Origin of the sequence: Idiomarina ramblicola (genome assembly GCF_003987255.1) — a bacterium.
Classification (GTDB): Bacteria; Pseudomonadota; Gammaproteobacteria; order Enterobacterales; family Alteromonadaceae; genus Idiomarina; species Idiomarina ramblicola.
In genome coordinates, this window is sequence record NZ_PIQC01000001.1 from 13,143 (window position 1) to 33,054 (window position 19,912).

Annotated in this window: 20 protein-coding genes; 16 read left to right on the forward strand and 4 right to left on the reverse strand. The window is 46.4% G+C overall.

Going from position 1 to position 19,912, the window contains the following annotated elements; genetic code table 11:
* The first annotated feature begins 3 nt into the window (after window positions 1-3).
* From pspB to CWI78_RS00120, 13 genes are all read left to right on the forward strand, one after another.
* Window positions 4-246, forward strand: a complete 243-nt coding sequence (gene pspB, locus CWI78_RS00060; protein ID WP_126779055.1) for an envelope stress response membrane protein PspB — start codon at window positions 4-6, stop codon at window positions 244-246.
* Window positions 243-626: an envelope stress response membrane protein PspC gene (gene pspC, locus CWI78_RS00065; RefSeq protein ID WP_126779057.1), complete on the forward strand. Its 384-nt coding sequence runs from the start codon at window positions 243-245 to the stop codon at window positions 624-626. The genes pspB and pspC overlap by 4 nt, the downstream gene beginning before the upstream one ends.
* Window positions 623-1,996: a YcjX family GTP-binding protein gene (locus CWI78_RS00070; RefSeq protein ID WP_126779059.1), complete on the forward strand. Its 1,374-nt coding sequence runs from the start codon at window positions 623-625 to the stop codon at window positions 1,994-1,996. Before pspC ends, CWI78_RS00070 begins: the two co-directional genes overlap by 4 nt.
* Complete coding sequence (locus CWI78_RS00075) at window positions 1,993-2,970, forward strand: YcjF family protein (RefSeq protein WP_126779061.1); 978 nt, start codon at window positions 1,993-1,995, stop codon at window positions 2,968-2,970. The genes CWI78_RS00070 and CWI78_RS00075 overlap by 4 nt, the downstream gene beginning before the upstream one ends.
* Before the next feature lie 107 nt (window positions 2,971-3,077).
* Window positions 3,078-4,304 carry a trans-sulfuration enzyme family protein gene (locus tag CWI78_RS00080; protein ID WP_126779063.1) on the forward strand — a complete coding sequence of 409 codons (1,227 nt, stop codon included), beginning with the start codon at window positions 3,078-3,080 and terminating at the stop codon, window positions 4,302-4,304.
* A gap of 59 nt (window positions 4,305-4,363) precedes the next feature.
* Window positions 4,364-5,158 (forward strand): phenylalanine 4-monooxygenase, encoded by a 795-nt coding sequence (gene phhA, locus CWI78_RS00085; protein WP_126779065.1) that lies wholly within the window; start codon window positions 4,364-4,366, stop codon window positions 5,156-5,158.
* 19 nt (window positions 5,159-5,177) lie between these two features.
* Entirely contained in the window at window positions 5,178-5,519 is a 342-nt protein-coding gene (locus CWI78_RS00090) for a 4a-hydroxytetrahydrobiopterin dehydratase (RefSeq protein WP_126779066.1), read from the forward strand.
* 116 nt (window positions 5,520-5,635) lie between these two features.
* A complete protein-coding gene (gene tyrR, locus CWI78_RS00095; RefSeq protein ID WP_126779068.1) occupies window positions 5,636-7,216 on the forward strand; it encodes a transcriptional regulator TyrR in 1,581 nt (526 codons plus the stop codon).
* A 189-nt stretch (window positions 7,217-7,405) separates the two neighbouring features.
* On the forward strand, window positions 7,406-8,479 hold the full coding sequence (hppD, locus tag CWI78_RS00100) for a 4-hydroxyphenylpyruvate dioxygenase (protein WP_126779070.1): 1,074 nt from the start codon (window positions 7,406-7,408) through the stop codon (window positions 8,477-8,479).
* Complete coding sequence (locus tag CWI78_RS00105; RefSeq protein WP_126779072.1) at window positions 8,472-9,602, forward strand: homogentisate 1,2-dioxygenase; 1,131 nt, start codon at window positions 8,472-8,474, stop codon at window positions 9,600-9,602. The genes hppD and CWI78_RS00105 overlap by 8 nt, the downstream gene beginning before the upstream one ends.
* A 6-nt stretch (window positions 9,603-9,608) precedes the next feature.
* Window positions 9,609-10,634 (forward strand): fumarylacetoacetate hydrolase family protein, encoded by a 1,026-nt coding sequence (locus CWI78_RS00110; RefSeq protein WP_126779074.1) that lies wholly within the window; start codon window positions 9,609-9,611, stop codon window positions 10,632-10,634.
* Entirely contained in the window at window positions 10,634-11,272 is a 639-nt protein-coding gene (gene maiA, locus CWI78_RS00115) for a maleylacetoacetate isomerase (protein WP_054487959.1), read from the forward strand. Before CWI78_RS00110 ends, maiA begins: the two co-directional genes overlap by 1 nt.
* Before the next feature lie 29 nt (window positions 11,273-11,301).
* Window positions 11,302-13,785 (forward strand): S9 family peptidase, encoded by a 2,484-nt coding sequence (locus tag CWI78_RS00120; RefSeq protein WP_126779076.1) that lies wholly within the window; start codon window positions 11,302-11,304, stop codon window positions 13,783-13,785.
* 11 nt (window positions 13,786-13,796) lie between these two features.
* Here CWI78_RS00120 and rrtA read toward each other — a convergent pair whose 3' ends face one another.
* Window positions 13,797-14,366 (reverse strand): rhombosortase, encoded by a 570-nt coding sequence (gene rrtA / locus CWI78_RS00125; RefSeq protein ID WP_126779077.1) that lies wholly within the window; start codon window positions 14,364-14,366, stop codon window positions 13,797-13,799.
* 77 nt (window positions 14,367-14,443) lie between these two features.
* On the opposite strand from rrtA, the gene ggt reads away from it, so the two are divergent.
* Together ggt and CWI78_RS00135 are read left to right on the forward strand one after the other, a co-directional pair.
* Window positions 14,444-16,183: a gamma-glutamyltransferase gene (ggt, locus tag CWI78_RS00130; protein ID WP_126779079.1), complete on the forward strand. Its 1,740-nt coding sequence runs from the start codon at window positions 14,444-14,446 to the stop codon at window positions 16,181-16,183.
* Window positions 16,184-16,195: 12 nt separating this feature from the next.
* Window positions 16,196-16,630, forward strand: coding sequence for a hypothetical protein (locus CWI78_RS00135; RefSeq protein ID WP_244213037.1), 435 nt, complete (start codon window positions 16,196-16,198; stop codon window positions 16,628-16,630).
* Between the two features lie 4 nt (window positions 16,631-16,634).
* Here CWI78_RS00135 and CWI78_RS00140 read toward each other — a convergent pair whose 3' ends face one another.
* Both CWI78_RS00140 and hspQ read right to left on the reverse strand, forming a co-directional pair.
* Window positions 16,635-17,003, reverse strand: coding sequence for a histidine triad nucleotide-binding protein (locus CWI78_RS00140; RefSeq protein WP_126779083.1), 369 nt, complete (start codon window positions 17,001-17,003; stop codon window positions 16,635-16,637).
* Between the two features lie 61 nt (window positions 17,004-17,064).
* Window positions 17,065-17,376, reverse strand: a complete 312-nt coding sequence (gene hspQ, locus CWI78_RS00145) for a heat shock protein HspQ (protein ID WP_054487945.1) — start codon at window positions 17,374-17,376, stop codon at window positions 17,065-17,067.
* A 98-nt stretch (window positions 17,377-17,474) separates the two neighbouring features.
* Here hspQ and CWI78_RS00150 point away from each other — a divergent pair, with 98 nt between their 5' ends.
* Complete coding sequence (locus tag CWI78_RS00150; RefSeq protein ID WP_126779085.1) at window positions 17,475-17,777, forward strand: PilZ domain-containing protein; 303 nt, start codon at window positions 17,475-17,477, stop codon at window positions 17,775-17,777.
* Window positions 17,778-17,788: 11 nt separating this feature from the next.
* On the opposite strand, the gene metG is transcribed toward CWI78_RS00150, so the two are convergent.
* A complete protein-coding gene (gene metG, locus CWI78_RS00155; RefSeq protein ID WP_126779087.1) occupies window positions 17,789-19,822 on the reverse strand; it encodes a methionine--tRNA ligase in 2,034 nt (677 codons plus the stop codon).
* Window positions 19,823-19,912 lie beyond the last annotated feature (90 nt).

The window sequence follows — 19,912 nt, forward strand, 5'->3', positions numbered from 1 at the left end:
AAAATGGATATTGAATCAATTTTAGGGATGTTGATGGCGCCGATCATTCTGTTCGTTGTGGTGGTCGCGCCCATCTGGATCATCCTTCATTATCGCAGTAAACGACAAATGAATCAGGGATTGAATGAAGACGAAAGGGAATCGTTGGCGTTGTTAGCTGATCAGGCAAAACGGATTCGGGAGCGCGTGCAAACACTGGAACGTATTCTGGATGCTGACGCTCCGGGCTGGAGGAACAGACAATGAGTGTACAACTACCAAAGCGTGAGCTACGTCGTGACTCTGAGAGAGGCAAAATTGCCGGAGTCTGTGCTGGACTTGGTGACTACCTGAACCTGGAACCCTGGCTGGTTCGTGTGGTGTTTTTCACCGGTTTGATTTTTTCCAGCGGCTTTTTCTTTGTTCTTTACATGGCGGGTTGGTTAATTCTGGACAAAAAACCGCCGAACAGTGGTCGTCATAATGTTGATGTAAAAACAAAGGTGTGGCAAGGCGGTGAACCGCCAAGAGACGCTTTTCGAGACATTCAACGGGAGTTTGATGAGTTGGAAGAGCAGTTGCAATCGATGGAAAAGTACGTAACCTCGAATCATTATAATCTGCAACGAGAATTCAATCGTCTGTGAGCCGTTTCCAGAAGTTTAAACACCAAACCCGCGACGTTATTCATCGCGGGTTTGATCGTCATATTCGTCTTGCTGTAACAGGGTTAAGCGGGGCAGGTAAGACAGCATTAATTACCGGTATACTAGAGCAATTGCTTTACGCAAACGAAACGCAACAGCTGCCATATTTTAACGTAAGGCAGCAACAGCGGCTTAACGGCTGTCGTTTGCATACCAGTAGTAACTGGCAGGTGTCGCGCTTCGATTACGAAGGGGCAATAGACTGTTTAACAGGACAAGCCCCCAAGTGGCCGCAGTCGACCCGAGATGTGAGTGAGATACGCGTAGAAATAAAATACCAGCCGCGAAGTGGTCTGGCAGGGCGGGTTATGGATACGCGCCGGTTGACGTTAGATTTGATTGATTATCCAGGCGAATGGCTATTGGATTTGCCGTTATTGCAACTGAGCTATGATGAGTGGAGCCGGCAACAGCAGCGTTTGCTGAAAGCGGAATTACGCGATCAATTGGCGAGTGGCTGGTTGGATAAAGTTCAAACAGCGGTAAAAGTAGCATCAGAAGAAAAAGCTGAGCAGCAATTACGCGAGTTAGCGACCGACTATCGCGCGTTTTTGCGTCAATGCAGGGAACGTAAACTGTTGTTATTGCAGCCCGGCAGAATGGTGTTACCCGGCGAACTTGAAGGGGCGCCGGCTCTGGAGTTTTTCCCCTGGCCTTTATCAGAGCCAATGCCCGAAGCCTGGGCGAAGCGCTTGCGGGAGAAGTACCGTTACTATCAACAGAACGTTATTACCCCATTCTATCAAAAATACTTTAAGCACTTTAACCGGCAGGTAGTGCTGGTGGATGTGTTGCAGGCCCTGCAGAACGGAGAACATCATTTCGCCGAACTGCAGTTGGCCATCAACGAGTTGATGAAGAGTTTTTCTTACGGTAATAACAGCTTATTGAAGCGGCTAATGTCACCAGTGATTGATAAAGTTGCTCTGGTCGCGACAAAAGCCGACAGCATTGCCCCGCAAAATCACCAAAAACTTACTCAGCTATTGCAATTAATGACGCAGAAGCAGCGTCAGGAGCTTCAGTTCGACCAAATTCCACATCAGGTATTTAGTGTTGCTGGCATTGCAACCAGCCAAATTAGAAAACTGAGCGACGGAACAACCGTGCTTGATGGTATTAACGAGCAAAGAGAGTTGGTAAGAGTGGGGGCTCCAGAAGTGCCGAATGCTATGCCAACAGAAGCAGACTGGCGACAAGGTTATGTTTATCCGCAATTTTACCCTGGCTTTACTGCGCAGGATTCGCCATTGCCTCATATCCGGCTTGATCAATTACTTGAATATGTTTTGGGAGATAAACTGAAGTGAGTGATTCACGCAAGTTAACTTATTACTCGGTTGAAGAGCCGGCAGTTGAAGTCTCTGATGACAATCATCTTCCTGAAGTTACCGAGCCAGAGCCCGCGAATGTATCGATCGCCAGAAAGTCCGGACGTTGGGGAAAGTGGTTGGCTGTGGGTGTTGTTTTTGCTTTATCGGCAGCTTTAATTGAAGCGGTCTTAATGGTCTTGGAACGGTTGCAGCAGAATGTTGTTCTTGGCAGCTTATGGGCGGTTGGTTTTGGCGTTATTGTATTCGCGTTTTTGAGCTTTATCGTGCGAGAGATTTGGTTGTTACAGCGTTTGAAACGACGCTGGAAAAAGCAATCCGCGGAGCCCGAACAACAGCTGCAGTTATTAGAACATCCGGATTTAGAACATCGCTGGCAGCAAATAAAGCAATCGTATTGGTCTGCAGACGAAAAGCGTGAACGTTTTGAAGTGGATATTCTCAGCCGTGTCGATCAGCAGGCAACACGAGTTATTAGCCGCTGGTCTGCCGAAGCTGCGGCTATGGTGGCAGTCAGCCCATTTGCTTTGCTCGATATGTTGATTGTGATGTGGCGTAACCAGCGCATGATATCGCGTATAGCTGAACTTTATGGCGTAAAACTGGGTTACTGGGCCCGGGTTCGTTTATGGCGACAGGTGTTTGCCAATATAGCCTATGCCGGTCTTAGCGAGGTTGCGGCTGACTTGGGTGCGCAGTGGGTGAGTGCTGAATTATTAACACGCCTGTCGACTCGTGCAGGACAAGGATTAGGAGCAGGGCTGCTAACCGCCCGGTTAGGGTATCAAGTTATTGAATTATGCCGGCCAATGCCTTTTGAAAAAGTTAAAAAACCCGGCTACCTGAAGCTGCAAAAGGACTTGCTAAGCCAGTTAAAGAGTGTCCTTCCCTTTGTCTATAAGTCACGTCAGACAAAGGCTAAAGCTGGCGCAGAACAAAAAGTGGAAAATTAGCGTTACAGTTTCGAAAAGCTTTGACGCAACGCAAAGATTGCCAATGAAGGTAAGCTCGTTGCACTCTGTTGCTCGTTAACAAAATTCTGACAAACGAGCAAAAATGCATGTCTTCTGACTCAAATAATAACAACAATAATTGGCAGCCAGCGACTCAGGTTATTCATGCCGGTGCAGCGCATGATGACCCTCATGGTGCGTTAACTTCACCACTTTATCAGACGTCAACATTCAAATTCTCTTCGGCTGAGCAGGGCACTAGTCGTTTTGCTGGCGAAGAAGAAGGTTATATATACAGCCGCCTGGGCAACCCAACTACCGCAGAACTCGAACGCCGGATGGCGACACTAGAAGGCTATGATGCAGCCGCAGCAACGGCAACCGGCATGGGTGCTATTGCCGCTGCTACTATGGCTTTTGTGCGCAGCGGTGACCATATTGTGGTGTCAGATGCTATTTACGGTTGCAGCTTTGCGTTATTTAGTGAAATGTTCGAACGCTTTGGGGTAGAAGCGGATTTTATCGATTTAAATGACGAAGGCCTGCTGAAAAAGACATTAAAAGAAAATACGCGCTTGGTGTTTCTTGAAACTCCGGCTAATCCGCAATTAAAGGTCGTCGATATTGAAAAAGTCCATGCTGTAATCGCCGATCGGGATATTCGTCTGATTGTTGATAACACTTTTATGACACCACTGATGCAGCAGCCTAAGCGACATGGTGCAGATATTGTGGTTCATAGCGCAACAAAGTTCCTAAATGGTCACGGTGATGTGGTTGCCGGCATTATTTGCGGTAATGCTGATGATATTAGCGAGATAAAAGGCACCACGTTAAAAGATATGGGAGCGACGATAAGTCCGCATGATGCATGGTTGATATTACGCGGACTGAAGACCCTGGATGTTCGTATGCAGCGTCACTGTGAGAATGCAGATGCGGTCTACCAATTCTTGTCTGGACGCCGCGATATTAAAAAGATTTATTATCCCGGGGCGCCTGACCATGAAGCGCAAGCATTAATGGGGAAGCAGATGAGCAGTCACGGTGCTGTTATCGCTTTTGAACTTGAAGGTGATGAAGCGAAAGCACGCTATTTTTTAAATCATCTGCGGATGATTGCTCTTGCGGTCAGTCTGGGTGATGCTGAAACCTTGATTCAACATCCTGCTTCGATGACGCATTCTCCCTACACGCCCGAAGCGCGAGCGAAAGCCGGGATTTCGGATACATTGATTCGGATTGCCGTCGGTTTAGAAGCGGCAGGCGATATTATTGCGGATCTTGAACAAGCGCTGGAAGCGTGCCGCGTGCAGTGGCAGCAATCCGCATAATCTGAACTAATAATAACAATAACGATCTAACACTAATGAGGAAGCAACAAGGCTGAATTATGGGTAAACAAAGTCAATACGTATCAAAGCAACCGGATGAAAACGGTATTATTCATTGGAGCGACGAAGAAAATCAGGTCTGGAAAGATTTGGTAGAGCGACAGTTGGAGTGCATACCGGGTAAAGCTTGCGATGAGTATATGAAGGGACTGGAATTACTCGACTTGCCACAAGATCGCTTGCCACAAATGCATGAAGTTAACGATGTATTGGAACGGGAAACCGGATGGCAGGTTGCAGCGGTTCCTGCATTAATTCCATTTGATGAATTTTTCCGTTTGCTGGCAAACAAGCAATTTCCGGTCGCTACTTTTATTCGCACACGGGAAGAGTTTGATTACTTGCAAGAACCTGATATTTTTCACGAAATATTTGGACATTGCCCGCTATTAACCAACCCGGCATTTGCGCATTTTACGCACCAATACGGTAAATTAGGCTATGCGGCTACGCCAAAAGAACGAGTTTATTTAGCTCGTTTATATTGGTTTACCGTAGAATTCGGACTATTAAAAACCGAAGAGGGCATTCGAATTTATGGCGGTGGTATTCTCTCTTCACCAGCGGAAACTGAATATGCCGTTAACAGTGATACGCCAGAGCGCAAGCCGCTTAAAGCGCTGGATGCGCTGCGTACACCTTACCGAATTGATATCATTCAACCTATCTACTACACCATAGAAAGTGTGGACGAGCTGTTTAAGATATCTGATATGGATATTATGGCTTTGGTCCATGAGGCTATGGAACTTGGGTTGTTTGAACCGAAATTTCCACCAAAAGATGCAGCTTAAGGCAAAGGAGTATTAAATAATGTCAAACTTGGAAAATGAACGTTGCGAAGCGTGTCATGCAGACGCGCCAAAAGTCAGTGATGATGAGTTAAAAGAACTCATGCGTGAAATCCCTGAGTGGACGCCAGTAACAAACGACGGCGTGATGATGCTCCAGCGTGAGTTTAAGTTTAAAAACTTTAAACAGGCGCTGGCATTCACAAATCGTGTAGGCGACCTTGCTGAGGAAGAAAAGCACCATCCTGAGCTGACAACCGAGTGGGGTAAGGTGACAGTGACTTGGTGGACGCATTCTATTAACGGTCTGCACAAAAATGACTTTATTATGGCGGCAAAAACGGACAGCGTATTTGACGCATAACGTGCATTTGTCGATGACTGCCATAAAACCCCGGTTTGTTGACCGGGGTTTTTGTTTTGTCGGCGATAACAATAGTGTATTATTTGCTTTACATTTAGTTCAATGCAGTAGGGTTTATGCGACTTGAGATAACTTGTGATGACCGTCTGGGTATCTGTCAGGATGTTCTGCAAATTTTACGAGATCACGAAATTGATTTACGTGGTATTGAAGTCGATCCGAAAGGAAAAATTTTCCTTAACTTCCCTGAATTAGCTTTTGATGATTTCCGGCACTTGATGCCACAGATTCGTCGCATCCCCAATATCATTGATGTAAAAACGATTCCTTACATGCCGTTTGAGCGTGAGCATTATGAATTCAGTTTGTTACTGAGCACCTTACCGGACCCGGTTCTCTCTATTGACAGTAAAGGCTGTATCGACATTATTAATGATGCCGGGCTGCGATTACTGGCCGGACATGAGGACAGTTTGAAAGGTGAACCATTGATGCAATATGTCCAAGGTATCTCTTTGCAACGGTGGTTGGATAAGAAACCGCGGGATCCGATTTATGAAGCGGTCACTATTGGTAACTCAGAATATTATGCTCAACTTTTACCCATCTGGGTAAATGACGTTGAAGGCAGCACCGCGTTTGCTGGTGCCGTTATGACCTGTAAGTCAGAGCCAGTCACTGCAACCTGGCAAAGTCAGAGTAATGAGAAGGCCTTTGAACGTTTGCTTACCGACAACAGTACCATGAAGCGGGTGATTAAAGATGCACAGCGTATGGCAGAGCTTGATGCACCGCTTTTAATTGAGGGTGAAACCGGTGTTGGAAAAGAGCTGCTGGCAAAAGCTTGTCACTTGGCCAGCCCGCGTAACGATAAGCCGTTTCTTGCAATCAATTGCGCGGCTTTGCCGGATAACGTTGCTGAAAGTGAATTATTTGGTCATGGTGAAGGTAGCCTGAGTGCTCAAAGCACGCGAAAAACCGGTGTGCTGGAACAATCTGCCGGTGGTACGGTGTTACTGGATTCCGTGAGTGAGATGTCGATTGGCCTGCAGGCAAAGCTATTACGCTTCCTGGAAGACGGCGTTTTCCGTCGTATTGGAGAAGAGCAGGAAGTTAGTGTCGATGTGCGAGTCATTTGTACAGCCCAAGGGAATCTTTATGAGCTGGTTGAAAACGGTGAATTCCGTGAAGATCTGTATTACCGGCTAAACGTGTTGGCGCTTAATGTCCCTCCGCTAAGAGAGCGACAGAGCGATATTTTGTTGCTGGCGGAACACTTTGTTGGGCAGGCTTGCAAAAAACTGGGGCGCAGTCAGGTTAGCCTGAGTCGTGCGGCGAAAGAAAGATTAAAGCGTTACCAATGGCCGGGTAATGTGCGTCAGTTAGAAAACACCATGTTCCGTTCGGTTTCTATGATTGAAGGTTATACACTGGAGCCAGCCGATATACGCCTACCGGAATTGAATCAAGAAGATGATCAGCTTGCACTGGATATTGACGATATGAGTCTGGATGATGCGGTACGTCGTTTTGAAAGTCATGTTTTACGTCGACTGTATCCGAGCTTTCCCAGCACTCGTCAGTTAGCTAAACGTTTAGGGCTTTCACATACTGCGGTTGCTAATAAGTTGCGGGATTATGGTATTGGGAAGCAACGAAGCGGGCGCAGTCGTAAAGCAGAACGGACAAAAAAATAGAGTTGTATTAAAAACTTTACACGCTAATCAGGCTGCACCTTGATTCAGAGCAAGTATGCAGCCTGTATAGTTAACTTTACGTTTAAGTGATAATTCCCTCCGCCACCTATCTTTGTTTTCGATTCGCCTTTACCCCATAAGTACCGCTACAGTCATGATGTTAACAACCGAATAATAAGAGGAAGTACCATGACAGATAAAATGATTAATCCGCTAAATACAGATGGTTTTGAATTCGTTGAGTATACGGCTCCGGATCAAAAAGGCATTGACGCATTAAAAGATTTGTTCGACAAACTGGGCTTTACAGAAGTGGCTAAGCACAACAGCAAGCAAGCTTGGTTATATAAACAGAATGACATCAATTTCATTATTAATGCTGAGCCAGGTGGCCAGGCTGAAGAGTTTGCTAAAGACCATGGCCCAAGCGTTTGCGGTATGGCATGGCGCGTTGAAGATGCCGCTCATGCGTTAAAACATTCACTTGAGAACGGTGCTAAAGCGTTTCCAGCGGATAAAGGCGTTGTTGAAGGCGTGCCAGCGGTCTTTGGTATTGGCGAAAGTGCCTTATACTTTGTTGATAACTACGAAAACCACGAGATCTATAACCAGCATTTTGATTTCTACGACGACTGGAATGCGAAAATGAACGGTCACGCGGCAGGGTTGTTTGATATTGACCACCTGACGCACAACGTATTCCGCGGCAACATGGATACTTGGGCTGGTTTCTATGAGCGCATTGGTAACTTCCGTGAGATTCGCTATTTTGATATCGAAGGTAAGCTGACTGGCTTGTTGAGCCGTGCTATGACTGCCCCGTGCGGTAAGATCCGTATCCCAATTAACGAATCTCATGACGACAAATCGCAAATTGAAGAATACTTGAAAGAGTACAAAGGCGAAGGTATCCAACATATTGCGCTAACCAGCGACAATATCTACAAAACGGTAAAAGACCTGCGCTCTATTGGTATGGACTTCATGGATACGCCTGAAACTTACTACGAGAAAGTGAATGACCGCGTTGAAGGTCACCAGGAAGACTTAGAGGCGCTACGCGAGCAGCGTATTTTAATTGATGGCGCGCCAATGAAAGACGGTATTTTACTGCAAATCTTTACTCAGACCGTTATTGGTCCTGTGTTCTTCGAAATTATTCAGCGTAAAGGCAACGAAGGTTTCGGTGAGGGTAACTTCAAAGCTCTATTTGAAAGCATCGAAGAAGACCAGATCCGCCGGGGAGTGTTAAGCGATGCGTAAATGGATCAGCTTTCCGAAGCAGGTGGGCAAGTCATCACGACAAGCCCATGCTGACTTTCCGGAGCAGGCCATTTATGAACGTGAAGCTGGTCGTAGTGGCTTTTTTGGCCCGGCTACGCATTTTCACCATCAGCATGCTCCGACCGGTTGGTCGGAGTGGCGTGGGCCTTTGCGTCCACGGGCGTTTGACTTTAATAAGTTAGAAGCCATAGCTCCGGAAAACCCCTGGTTAACGCCTGACTTATTGCACAACAATAATTGCCGTTTTCGCTTGTGGCATTGCCACAGTAAAATGGATTATCTAGTACGTAATGCCGATGGTGATGATTTACTGTTTGTTCATGAGGGCAGTGGCCATCTGCATTGTGATTACGGTCACATTCATCTGGTAAAAGGGGATTACTTTTTAATTCCTCGTTCGACTAGCTGGCGTCTGGAGCCTGATGAAACCATGCAGTTGCTGATGATTGAGGCAACTAATGGTTCGTACAGTTTGCCGGAAAAAGGCCTGGTTGGTAACCACGCCATTTTTGATCCAGCCGTATTGGATACACCAGATATTGATGAGGCGTTTCAGGCGCAATACAGTGAAGAACAATGGCAGGTGTATGTAAAACGTCACCAGCAGGTGTCTGTCATTACTTATCCTTATAACCCGTTGGATGCGATCGGCTGGCACGGTGAATTGGCACCGGTTCGCCTGAACTGGCGTGATATCAGACCGTTAATGAGTCACCGATACCATCTGCCACCTTCGGCGCATACAACTTTTGTTGCGGATCGTTTTGTGGTCTGTACTTTTGTCCCACGTCCTATCGAATCAGATCCGGGCGCGTTAAAAGTGCCGTTCTACCACAATAACGATGATTACGATGAAGTGCTGTTCTATCACGAAGGTGACTTTTTCAGCCGTGATAATATCGATCGCGGTATGGTAACCTTCCATCCGGCAGGCTTTACTCATGGCCCACACCCGAAGGCGTTTAAAGCCGGGCGTGAGCACAAAAAAACATTCACAGACGAAGTTGCGGTTATGCTTGACGCCCGCGATGCCTTGCATGCAAGTGATGAGGCTTTGGCAGTTGAGAACCCGGACTACGTTTACAGTTGGCAGGAGAAATAACAACTTATGAAACTCGCCACATACAGAAATGGTACACGTGACGGTCAATTAATGGTCGTCAGCAAAAATTTGAATTCAGCAGTAGCGGTTCCGGCCATTGCGTCTTGCATGCAAGAACTGCTGGACGACTGGGACGGTATTGCGCCTAAACTTGAGAAAATTTATCAGCAATTAAATGACAGTGATGTTGATGGCAGCGTTCAATTTGATGAAGCATTATGCGAGTCGCCTTTACCGCGTGCGTATCAATGGGCCGATGGCAGCGCTTATGTGAATCATGTTGAGCTAGTTCGTCGTGCTCGCGGCGCGGAAATGCCACCGAGCTTCTGGGAAGACCCTTTGATGTACCAGGGCGGTTCAGATGACTTTTTAGCACCCTACGACGACATTGAAATGGGCAGTACTGACTGGGGTATCGATTTTGAAGGCGAGGTTGCCATTATTACTGATGACGTTCCTATGGGCGTTGATGCTAAAACAGCTGGACAGCATATTAAACTGTTGATGCTGGTTAATGACGTCTCACTGCGTGGGCTTATTCCAGGCGAACTGGGCAAAGGCTTTGGTTTTTTCCAGAGTAAACCATCGTCGGCCTTCTCTCCTGTTGCTGTAACACCGGATGAACTGGGCGATGCCTGGAAAGCCAATAAGGTTCATTTACCGCTATTGTCAGAGTACAACGGTAAAGCCTTTGGTAAACCTAACGCTGGTGAAGACATGACCTTTGATTTTGGTCAGTTGGTGGCTCATGCGGCGAAAACTCGTCACTTAGGTGCTGGTGCTATTATTGGTTCAGGTACGGTTTCCAATAAGCAGGGCACTGACCACGGAACGTCAATTGAAGAAGGTGGTGTTGGTTACAGCTGCATTGCCGAAGTGCGCATGATTGAAACCATTCGTGACGGCAAGCCGGCCACGCAGTTTATGCAATTTGGTGACACCATTAAAATGGAAATGAAAGATGAAGGTGGTGAATCCATATTTGGCACCATTAATCAAAAAGTGGTTCAATACGAAGGTTCAGACAAGTGATGAAACTCTACGGCTACTGGCGCTCAAGCGCCAGTTACCGGGTTCGTACTGCTCTAAATCTGAAGGGCTTATCCTACGAGTATGAACCGGTACATTTAGTAAAAGATGGCGGACAACAGCACAGTGAAGCTTATCGAAAGCTTAATCCTGCGCGGTTGGTTCCTACCTTTATCGATGGCGATGTTAAGTTAAACCAGTCATTAGCCATTATTGAGTATCTGGAAGAGTGTTATCCACAAAACCCATTATTGCCGTCGGCTCCAGCTGATAAAGCCAGAGTCAGAGCCTTGGCTTATGATTTAGCCTGCGAGTTGCAACCTGTTACCAATTTACGGGTGTTACAGTATTTAACCGGTGAGTTGAATTGTAGCGATAAACAACGCTCAGAATGGATAGCAAACTGGGTAGAAAAAAGTTTTACCGCATTTGAACAGCGGCTGACCGAGTATGCAGGTGATTATTGCTATGGTAATTCGGTAACATTGGCTGATATCTGTTTGATACCTCAGGTATACAATGCACAACGCTTTAATTTGGATTTGTCTTCTTATCCAACCTTGATGGCAGTGCATGAACGTTTGCAAGCGCTTGACGCGGTGCAACAGGCTCGGCCTGAAAATCAAGCGGATGCACAATAATCCAGCGGATCCTAAAAAGGAAAAATAATATGGTGAAATCACGTCTGGTGATGGCCATTGGGGCGACATTGTTTGTCGCCTCTTGCGCATCGACCTCCCCACAAAGCACGACCACTGCTGATACGCAGAAAAACACACCGACCATACAAGCTAACTCTCTTGCCAGTGCGCAAGGAACAGCCGAGCTCACCATGGAACAAATTATGGCTGATCCGGACTGGATGGGACGCTTCCCTGAACAGGCGTTCTGGAGTATGGACGGTGAAGACATTCTGTTTTACCAGAAGCGCGAAGGCAGTGACATTCGTGATTTAATGATGCTGGAAAATAGTGCCGGCGAACCACAGAAAGTGGCTGTAGAAAACCTGCACCAGTATATTGCAGATGAAAAAGTTCATGCAGCTGATGGCAGCTTTTTAGCTTATACCTTCGAAGGCAATATTTTTGTTCGTTTTGACGATGGCACTGTTCGCCAGTTAACACGTGATGGCGCAAGGCAGCATAATCTGCAGCCGATGACCAATGGACAACTGAGTTATCAGCAAGATAATAACTTTTTTGTTCTTGATGTGAGTTCTGGGTTAAGCCGTCAAATAGCTTCTTTAGCCTTTCAAGAAAAGCCGAAAGCAAATGAAGAGCCGAAAGATTACCTGGCTCGTGAAGAACAACAGCTAATTCAGTATGTGCAGAAAGAACGAAAAGCGTCTGAAGAGCGTTTTGCTCAGCGTTCTGAGTTACAAAACCGAAATTCGACATTGGCGCCGGAGCCGTTCTATTTGCCAAAGGATAAAGAACTGGTTTCTGCAAGCTTATCGCCAAAAGGCGACTTTATGCTGATAGCCATTACCGAGCCGCAAAGCTGGCGTGACGAAGGCGATATTATGCCGAATTACATTAGCGAAGATGGCCGTGTAAAAAGCGAAAATGTGCGTCGTCGTGTGGCTGATGCAAAGCCGGTTGAACACCAATTGGTTTTACTTAACTTAAGTGACGGCAGCCAGTCGACGCTAACCTACAACACCTTACCGGGCTGGAACGAAGATGTTCTGGCAGAAGTTAAACGTGAAAACCATGAAGCTCGTGGTGAAACCTATAAGTCGGAAGAGAAACCTCGCCCAATTACGCTAATGGCTGACTGGGGCTGGGAAAACGGCGCTATTCAGTGGAATGAAGAGGGCACTGAAGTTGCGGTTATGCTGGAAGCCTGGGACAACAAAGATCGCTGGCTTGCAACGGTAGACACCGCCGGTAAAAAACTGGTTTCTCAAGACCGTTTACACGATGATGCCTGGATCAATTACACTCATAACGAGTTCGGCTGGTTAGACAGCGATGAGTTGTGGTTCATGTCAGAGGCGGATGGTTATTCGCACTTGTATGTTAAACCGCTAGACGGCAGCACGCGTCAATTGACTGACGGAAGTTATGTCGTTGAAGATGCAGACTTAAGCAGTAATGGTGACTACTTATACTTTCAGGCAAACATCGAGCACCCTGGTATCTATGAAGTGTACCGGGTGAAGACTGATGGTAGTGGTGACCCGGAAGCGCTAACGGATCTCGATGGTATGACAGCCTTTGAGCTCAGCCCTGAAGATGATGAGTTATTGCTGACGCATTCAACGCCGTTAATGCCACCAGAGCTATACCATAAGTCTGTCAATGCTTCTGGAACTGCAGAGCGTTTGACTCATACGGTTTCAGAGAAGTTTTTAAGTATTGACTGGACCGCACCTGAGTTGGTGGGCGTTAATTCTTCTCATGTTGACGAGCCTATTTATACCCGCATTTATAAGCCAGAAGGCTTTGATGAAAACCGGGCTGAAGAATATCCTGCGGTTGTGTTCATTCACGGTGCTGGCTATTTGCAAAATGCGCACATGGGTTGGTCAGGCTATTTCCGCGAGTTCATGTTCCACAGCTTACTGAATAAAAATGGCTATGTGGTTGCAGACCTCGACTACCGCGGTTCAAAAGGTTACGGACGCGACTGGCGCACTGCCATTTACCGTCAAATGGGAACGCCGGAAGTTGAAGATCTGGTCGATGTTGCCGGTTATTTGGAAAGCGAGCTGAATGTTGATGGCGATAAATTAGGAACCTATGGCGGTTCTTATGGTGGTTTCCTGACCTTTATGGCTCTGTTCAATGAACCCGGGTTATTTGAAGCTGGATCGGCGCTGCGTCCGGTTACAGACTGGGCTCATTACAACACAGGCTATACGTCTAATATCTTGAACCTGCCACAGGATGACGCCATTGCGTACCGTCGCAGTTCACCCATCTACTTTGCTGAAGGCTTAGAAGACGCTTTGCTTATCAACTCACCCATGATTGATGACAATGTTTTCTTCCAGGACAGTGTTCGTCTTGTCCAACGCCTGATTGAGCTGAAGAAAGAAGATTGGGAGACGGCAATTTACCCAGTTGAGCCGCACGGCTTTCGTCAGCCAGAAAGTTGGCTGAACGAGTACCGTCGGATTTTCAAATTGTTTGAAGAGAACCTTAAGTAAGCCTTTTGGTTTTACTCATCCCGCATAACGGCGTCGCTAAGGCGGCGCCGTTCTAATTTATAAAGCACTAATGAGCTCAGCAAACCCGCAGCATGAATGTAACTGACGTGTTCTCCAACAAAGTGATCCGGCTGCCACCCCAGCAACTCAATAATCACTTTGGTAACCAGCGCGACCAGTATCAGCCACATCCATTTTTTACCTGAACGAATATCTTTAATCAGACAGTAGCCAAGTAATCCGTGCAAAACCCCGGATAAACCGACGAAGGTCAGTTCAATCGGAATGATCCACAGCACAACCGATGTCAGCACGCCACTTATTAATAAAGCGTTTACTAACCAGCGCGTGGTCCAGAATTCACGCCAAATCAGCACAATAAGTGCTAGACCTATGAAGTTAAATAACGCATGCCACCAGTCTAAGTGAATAAAATGAGCGGTGATCAGCGGCCAGCCTTCTGCCATGACATTGTCTGAGTTAAAAGTTAGCAGTGGATGCCATTCAGGCATCAGTTGCAGAAATGCTGAGAACATCAAAACCAGAACAAGCCCGGCCCAGTATTGATTAAACCTCTCCATTCAGAGTCCTTTTCGTTGCGTCATGGGGTTCTGGTTCGTATGATAGGGCAAATTGTTTCCAATATGAATGAGACCTTATGAAGTTCTGGCTAACAACGATAATCGCCGCGGGTGTATTAACGGCCTGCTCACCTACTACAGAACAAGAAGCCCGTGAACCGGAAGCGGCTACCGGTTTTTCTGAAAAAGCAGCCGTAACAGCCGATAAATTTATGGTTACAGCAGCGAATAAACACGCTGTCGACGCGGGCTACAATGTGTTAAAGGAAGGTGGTAGTGCCGTCGATGCGGCTATTGCAGTGCAGGCCATGTTGGGTTTGGTTGAGCCTCAGTCGTCAGGTCCGGGTGGAGGCGCTTTTATTCTGTACTGGGATAACCAAGAAAACAAACTTTATACCATTGATGCCCGCGAGAAAGCCCCTATGGCAGCCACTGAGTCGCTGTTTCTGGATGAAGAGGGCAATGCGCCTAAATGGATTGAAGCTGTAGTCGGTGGTCGTTCAGTTGGTACTCCGGGCGTTATACGAGGGTTAGAACTGGCACATGAACGTTGGGGTAAAGCTGATTGGTCGTCGCTTTTTAAGCAAACGATAGAACTGTCTAAAAGCGGTTTTGAAGTGTCTCCACGATTGGCTAAGTTGGTTGAGATGGAAATTAACCCTGGCGTAAAAAAAATGCCTGCTGCTAGTCGTTACTTCTTTCCTAATGGTAAACCATTGGAAGCCGGAACTATCCTGAGAAACCCTGAATACGCGAGCAGTTTAAGTTTAATTGCGGAGCAGGGTGCTGATGCATTTTATAAGGGCGAGTTAGCAGAGAAGATTGTTCGTGCGGTGCAAAACAGCCCAATTGAACCCGGTGTATTAAGCCTTGAAGACTTGAGCCAATATCAGGCTAAGTTACGGGAACCAGTGTGCAATGCTTACCGACAATATCAAGTTTGTGGAATGGGCCCACCGAGTTCGGGAGGCATTACTACCTTGCAAACCTTAGGTGTATTAGAAAACTTCGATTTAAGCGAACTTAACCCGAATTCTGAGCGGTTTTCTCATCTATTCACTCAGGCGTCTCGATTAGCTTATGCCGACAGAAACCAATGGATTGCTGACCCTGACTTTGTTGGTATACCGGTTGACGCGATGCTGGATAAAGCTTATTTATCGAGTCGGGCCGATGAAATTACAGATAAGGACATGGGTAAAGCCAAGCCGGGCGTTCAGTTACAGCCTGAATATGAACAAGATATTGCTTACGAGTTGCCCAATACCAGTCATATTTCCATTATTGATGCTGAAGGTAATGTCGTATCAATGACAACCAGCATTGAAATGGGTTTTGGTTCGACTGTTATGGCGGGCGGCTTTCTGCTCAATAATCAGTTGACAGATTTCTCTCTGGCTCCTGGTAATGGGAAAGAGAAATTTGCTAACCGGGTAGAGCCTGGGAAACGGCCGCGAAGTTCGATGGCTCCGGCCATCGTGCTCGATGAGAGTGGTGAGCAAGTCTTACATGCAGTGGGGTCTCCTGGTGGTAGCCGTATTATTAACTATGTTACTCAAACTTTGATTGGTCTTCTGGACTGGGAGCTTAACGTGCAAGAAGCGATTAATCTTGGTCATGTTACCAACAGAAACGATTATACGTCGCTGGAAAAAGGCCGGGAAATCAGTGAACTGAAAGCTAAGCTGGAAAAGCGAGGACACGACGTAAAAGTTATCGATCTGAACAGTGGCTTACACGGAGTCAGTATCAACCCGGATGGCACCTTAGTTGGTGGCGCTGATCCACGCCGCGAAGGCGTGGCTAAAGGAGAGTAGGAAACGATGGGAATGTTAAGAGTGTTTTTGTTAGCTTTTGCGATGTCGACGGTTTCAGCTTGTGGTAGTGAAGAGCCTGCCGATTATACAGAGGCAAAACCCGCAGAAGTGATTAGCGGCTTTTATAATGCGGTATATGAAGAGGAAGACCTGGAAAAAGCCAAACGACTCTCTTCGACTCGCATGGCTGACTTGATTACGCATTATGGCGCTGTGAGCCAAGTAGAACGGTACGTTCTTGGACGCTATTTTGACACGGTTGAAATTGAAGTGGTCAGCGACTCTTTAACGGACTACTTAAACAATTCAAGTGAATTACGCGCGACGGTTATTTTTGAAGGAACGTATGAGGGCGATAATATTAAAGATAGCCGTGATGTGGTACTTATTCAGCAGGACGGTAGCTGGGTGATCGATAAGATCCTTGATGCCAGGTACCGCCCTTAGTTATTTACACTTGCTTTAGTTTATCCGTATACGGTGGCCAACCGAGTTGTTTACCTGCTAAGACGTGCAGGTGAATATGGTACACACTCTGCCCACCGTATTCGTTACAATTCATAACTAACCGATAGCCGTCCTCTGCAAAGTTGTATTCAACAGCTAACTTAGCGGCAATGACATACAAATGACCAACTAAAGCCGCGTTATCTTCATTGATGTCGTTTGCTGTAGCAATAGGTTCTTTGGGAATAACTAAACAGTGAAAGGGGGCTTGTGGATTAACGTCTTTAAACGCAAGCGCTTTGTCATCTTCGTAGATAATATCCGCAGGAATATCACGGTTAATGATTTTCGTGAAAATCGTCTCTTCTGCCATCTTCTTGCCCTCATTGCGTTATTTTATTCTATGGTAACTATAGCAATGAATATCGGCAAATTTAGTTAAGATTCTCTGATAGCTTATATTGACTGGCGGATTTTCCTGAGAACAACAAATCGACCATAGGGTGTTGAATTTCTTGTTCTGAAAAGTCGGCTTCTAAACTGCTTTCACTAACGTACGTCTGAATTGATGAATTATTGACGAGTATATGGTACCACGGCTGATCTTTTGCCGGCTTAGAGGTTGCCATTTTGTCATACCAACTGTCAGACAATGTGAAACATGGATCAGCATCAATAATAACACCACGGTAACCGTAAAGGCTGTGGGTAATAAGTTGACCTATTGAAAATTTAGCTTCTACCATGACGACGGTTCCTTGTTATCCGATACTATTTTTTTATCGGCCAAGGCGTGCTAAAACTGAAGTAAGATTTACACTTTATAAACAAAATAGAGGGCAACATGCTGGAATCGCAAGAAAATCGACATTTTATGCGAATGGCTGTTAATGCGGATGTGAAAGTGACTGTGAAAAACGGTAAGGGTAAACAACTATTAGACGGCGTTTGTCTGGACTTAAGTGCTGAAGGGCTTTCACTGCAATTGCCTTCAAATTTAGATGTAGGTCATAAACTGTTTGTTGAAATCTTATCGTCCGGCTCTGTTGCGCCTTTAAAAATAGACGCTGAAGTCGTTCGCAGTCAGCGACTGGACGACAACAGCGGCGATTTTATTTTAGGCTGTCGCATTATCTCAATGGACTGACAGCCAGCTGGTTACATGATTCTCATGCCAGGCTTAGCACCGTCATGTGGGTTTAGAATATAGATTTCATCTTTACCCGGGCCTGCCGCAAGTACCATACCTTCCGATAAACCAAAGCGCATTTTACGGGGAGCCAGATTGGCGACCATAACAGTCAGTTGGCCTTTCAGAGCTTCTGGGTCGTAAGCTGATTTAATACCAGCGAAAACCTGACGGGTTTCACCACCCAGATCCAACGTCAGTTTTAGCAGTTTATCAGCGCCTTCAACATGCTCAGCGTTTGCAATGAGGGCTACGCGTAAATCGACTTTAGCAAAATCATCGAAGCTGATTTCGTCCGCAATAGGCTCTTTTTTCAATTCGTCATTAGCTTCAACCGCAGGAGCTTGTGAAGCTTGTTCTTCTTTTGAAGCGTCAATCATGGCGTTTACATCATCCATTTCAACGCGCTGCATCAGCGCTTTGAATTTATTTATAGGGTGGTCTGTTAAAGCCGTTTTGTGGCTTTCCCAGGTAAAAGTATCGTTCAAGAAGTGCTGCACTTCTTCCGTCAGTTTAGGGACGACCGGAGCTAAATAAACCATTAAAGTCCGGAACAGATTGATACCCAGAGAGCAAATCTCGTGCACTTCCTGTTCGGAGCCTTCCTGCTTAATTAACTGCCAGGGTTCTTTATCTGCAATATACTGATTCGCGCGATCGGCCAGAGCCATAATGTCACGCATAGCACGAGAGAACTCACGCTTTTCGTAAAGCTCGGCAATATTGTCACCGGCCAACTGAAAGTCCTCCAGTAGCGCGGAGTCAGCTATGTTCGCAGAAAGTTTCCCGTCGAATTTTTTCTGAATAAAACCAGCACAGCGGCTGGCAATGTTAATCACCTTGCCGACAAGATCAGAGTTTACCCGCTGCGCAAAGTCAGTCAGGTTCAGGTCCAGATCATCGATGCGGCTGGTTAATTTTGCTGCAAAGTAATAACGCAGATATTCCGGATCAAGATGCTCGAGGTAAGTACGGGCCTTGATAAAAGTGCCCTTAGACTTAGACATCTTGGTGCCGTTAACGGTAATGAACCCGTGTGCCCAGACATTGGTTGGCTGACGGAAGTCTGCGCCTTTTAACATGGCAGGCCAGAATAAGCTGTGGAAGTAGATGATATCCTTACCAATGAAATGATAAAGCTCAGCTTCGCTGTCGGCCTGCCAATAAGTATCCCAGTCGGCTTTGCCCGTGGTTGTGCAGTAGTTTTTAAAACTGCTCATGTAGCCTATGGGTGCATCCAGCCAGACGTAGAAGTATTTATTTTCTGTGCCGGGGATTTTGAAGCCAAAGTAGGGGGAGTCGCGAGAAATATCCCAGCGTTGCAGCCCTTGCTCGAACCACTCGTTGAGCTTGTTCGCCATTTCATTTTGTAATGAACCAGAACGTGTCCAGCTTTTTAGCATGTCACCAAATGCCGGCAGGTCAAAGAAGTAGTGTTCCGATTCACGCAGTTCGGGTTCCGCACCAGAAACCACCGACTTCGGGTTTTTCAGGTCGGTTGGGGCGTATGTTGCGCCACAAACGTCACAGTTGTCACCGTACTGGTCTTCTGCGCCGCAATCCGGACATTCACCTTTAACAAAACGATCGGGGAGAAACATCTCTTTTTGCGGATCATACAACTGTTCAATAACTTCGGTCTTAATGTGACCGGCTTTATCAAGGCGTGTGTAGATAGTTTCGGCCAGCTCTTTGTTTTCATCGCTGTGGGTACTGTAATAGTGGTCAAAACCGACTAAAAAGTCGCTAAAGTCTGACTCGTGTGAGCGTTGCATATCGCCAATCATTTGCTCTGGCGTTATCCCAAGCTGCTGAGCTTTCAGCATAATGGGCGTACCGTGGGCATCGTCGGCACAGACGAAATGACATTCGTTACCGCGTAGCTTTTGAAAGCGTACCCAGATATCGGCTTGAATATAACCTAGCATATGACCGATATGGATAGGTCCGTTAGCGTACGGCAGTGCGTTAGTAACCAGTATTTTACGTGCGGATTGGCTCATGCGAAAATCTGCTTCCGTTTCGTTGATTAATCGAATCTAAACCCCAAAATTTTATGCCGCTCATGTTAGCATAGCTCTTGGCTGATACAC

Bases quoted from the DNA above. Each gene is read 5' to 3' on its own strand.
- hppD (WP_126779070.1), top strand. From the start codon at position 7,406: ATGACAGATAAAATGATTAATCCGCTAAATACAGATGGTTTTGAATTC.
- CWI78_RS00150 (WP_126779085.1), top strand. From the start codon at position 17,475: ATGCTGGAATCGCAAGAAAATCGACATTTTATGCGAATGGCTGTTAAT.
- CWI78_RS00105 (WP_126779072.1), top strand. From the start codon at position 8,472: ATGCGTAAATGGATCAGCTTTCCGAAGCAGGTGGGCAAGTCATCACGA.
- maiA (WP_054487959.1), top strand. From the start codon at position 10,634: ATGAAACTCTACGGCTACTGGCGCTCAAGCGCCAGTTACCGGGTTCGT.
- pspC (WP_126779057.1), top strand. From the start codon at position 243: ATGAGTGTACAACTACCAAAGCGTGAGCTACGTCGTGACTCTGAGAGA.
- CWI78_RS00090 (WP_126779066.1), top strand. From the start codon at position 5,178: ATGTCAAACTTGGAAAATGAACGTTGCGAAGCGTGTCATGCAGACGCG.
- CWI78_RS00120 (WP_126779076.1), top strand. From the start codon at position 11,302: ATGGTGAAATCACGTCTGGTGATGGCCATTGGGGCGACATTGTTTGTC.
- CWI78_RS00110 (WP_126779074.1), top strand. From the start codon at position 9,609: ATGAAACTCGCCACATACAGAAATGGTACACGTGACGGTCAATTAATG.
- ggt (WP_126779079.1), top strand. From the start codon at position 14,444: ATGAAGTTCTGGCTAACAACGATAATCGCCGCGGGTGTATTAACGGCC.
- CWI78_RS00135 (WP_244213037.1), top strand. From the start codon at position 16,196: ATGTTAAGAGTGTTTTTGTTAGCTTTTGCGATGTCGACGGTTTCAGCT.
- CWI78_RS00140 (WP_126779083.1), bottom strand. From the start codon at position 17,003: ATGGCAGAAGAGACGATTTTCACGAAAATCATTAACCGTGATATTCCT.
- hspQ (WP_054487945.1), bottom strand. From the start codon at position 17,376: ATGGTAGAAGCTAAATTTTCAATAGGTCAACTTATTACCCACAGCCTT.
- CWI78_RS00080 (WP_126779063.1), top strand. From the start codon at position 3,078: ATGTCTTCTGACTCAAATAATAACAACAATAATTGGCAGCCAGCGACT.
- rrtA (WP_126779077.1), bottom strand. From the start codon at position 14,366: ATGGAGAGGTTTAATCAATACTGGGCCGGGCTTGTTCTGGTTTTGATG.
- metG (WP_126779087.1), bottom strand. From the start codon at position 19,822: ATGAGCCAATCCGCACGTAAAATACTGGTTACTAACGCACTGCCGTAC.
- phhA (WP_126779065.1), top strand. From the start codon at position 4,364: ATGGGTAAACAAAGTCAATACGTATCAAAGCAACCGGATGAAAACGGT.
- pspB (WP_126779055.1), top strand. From the start codon at position 4: ATGGATATTGAATCAATTTTAGGGATGTTGATGGCGCCGATCATTCTG.
- tyrR (WP_126779068.1), top strand. From the start codon at position 5,636: ATGCGACTTGAGATAACTTGTGATGACCGTCTGGGTATCTGTCAGGAT.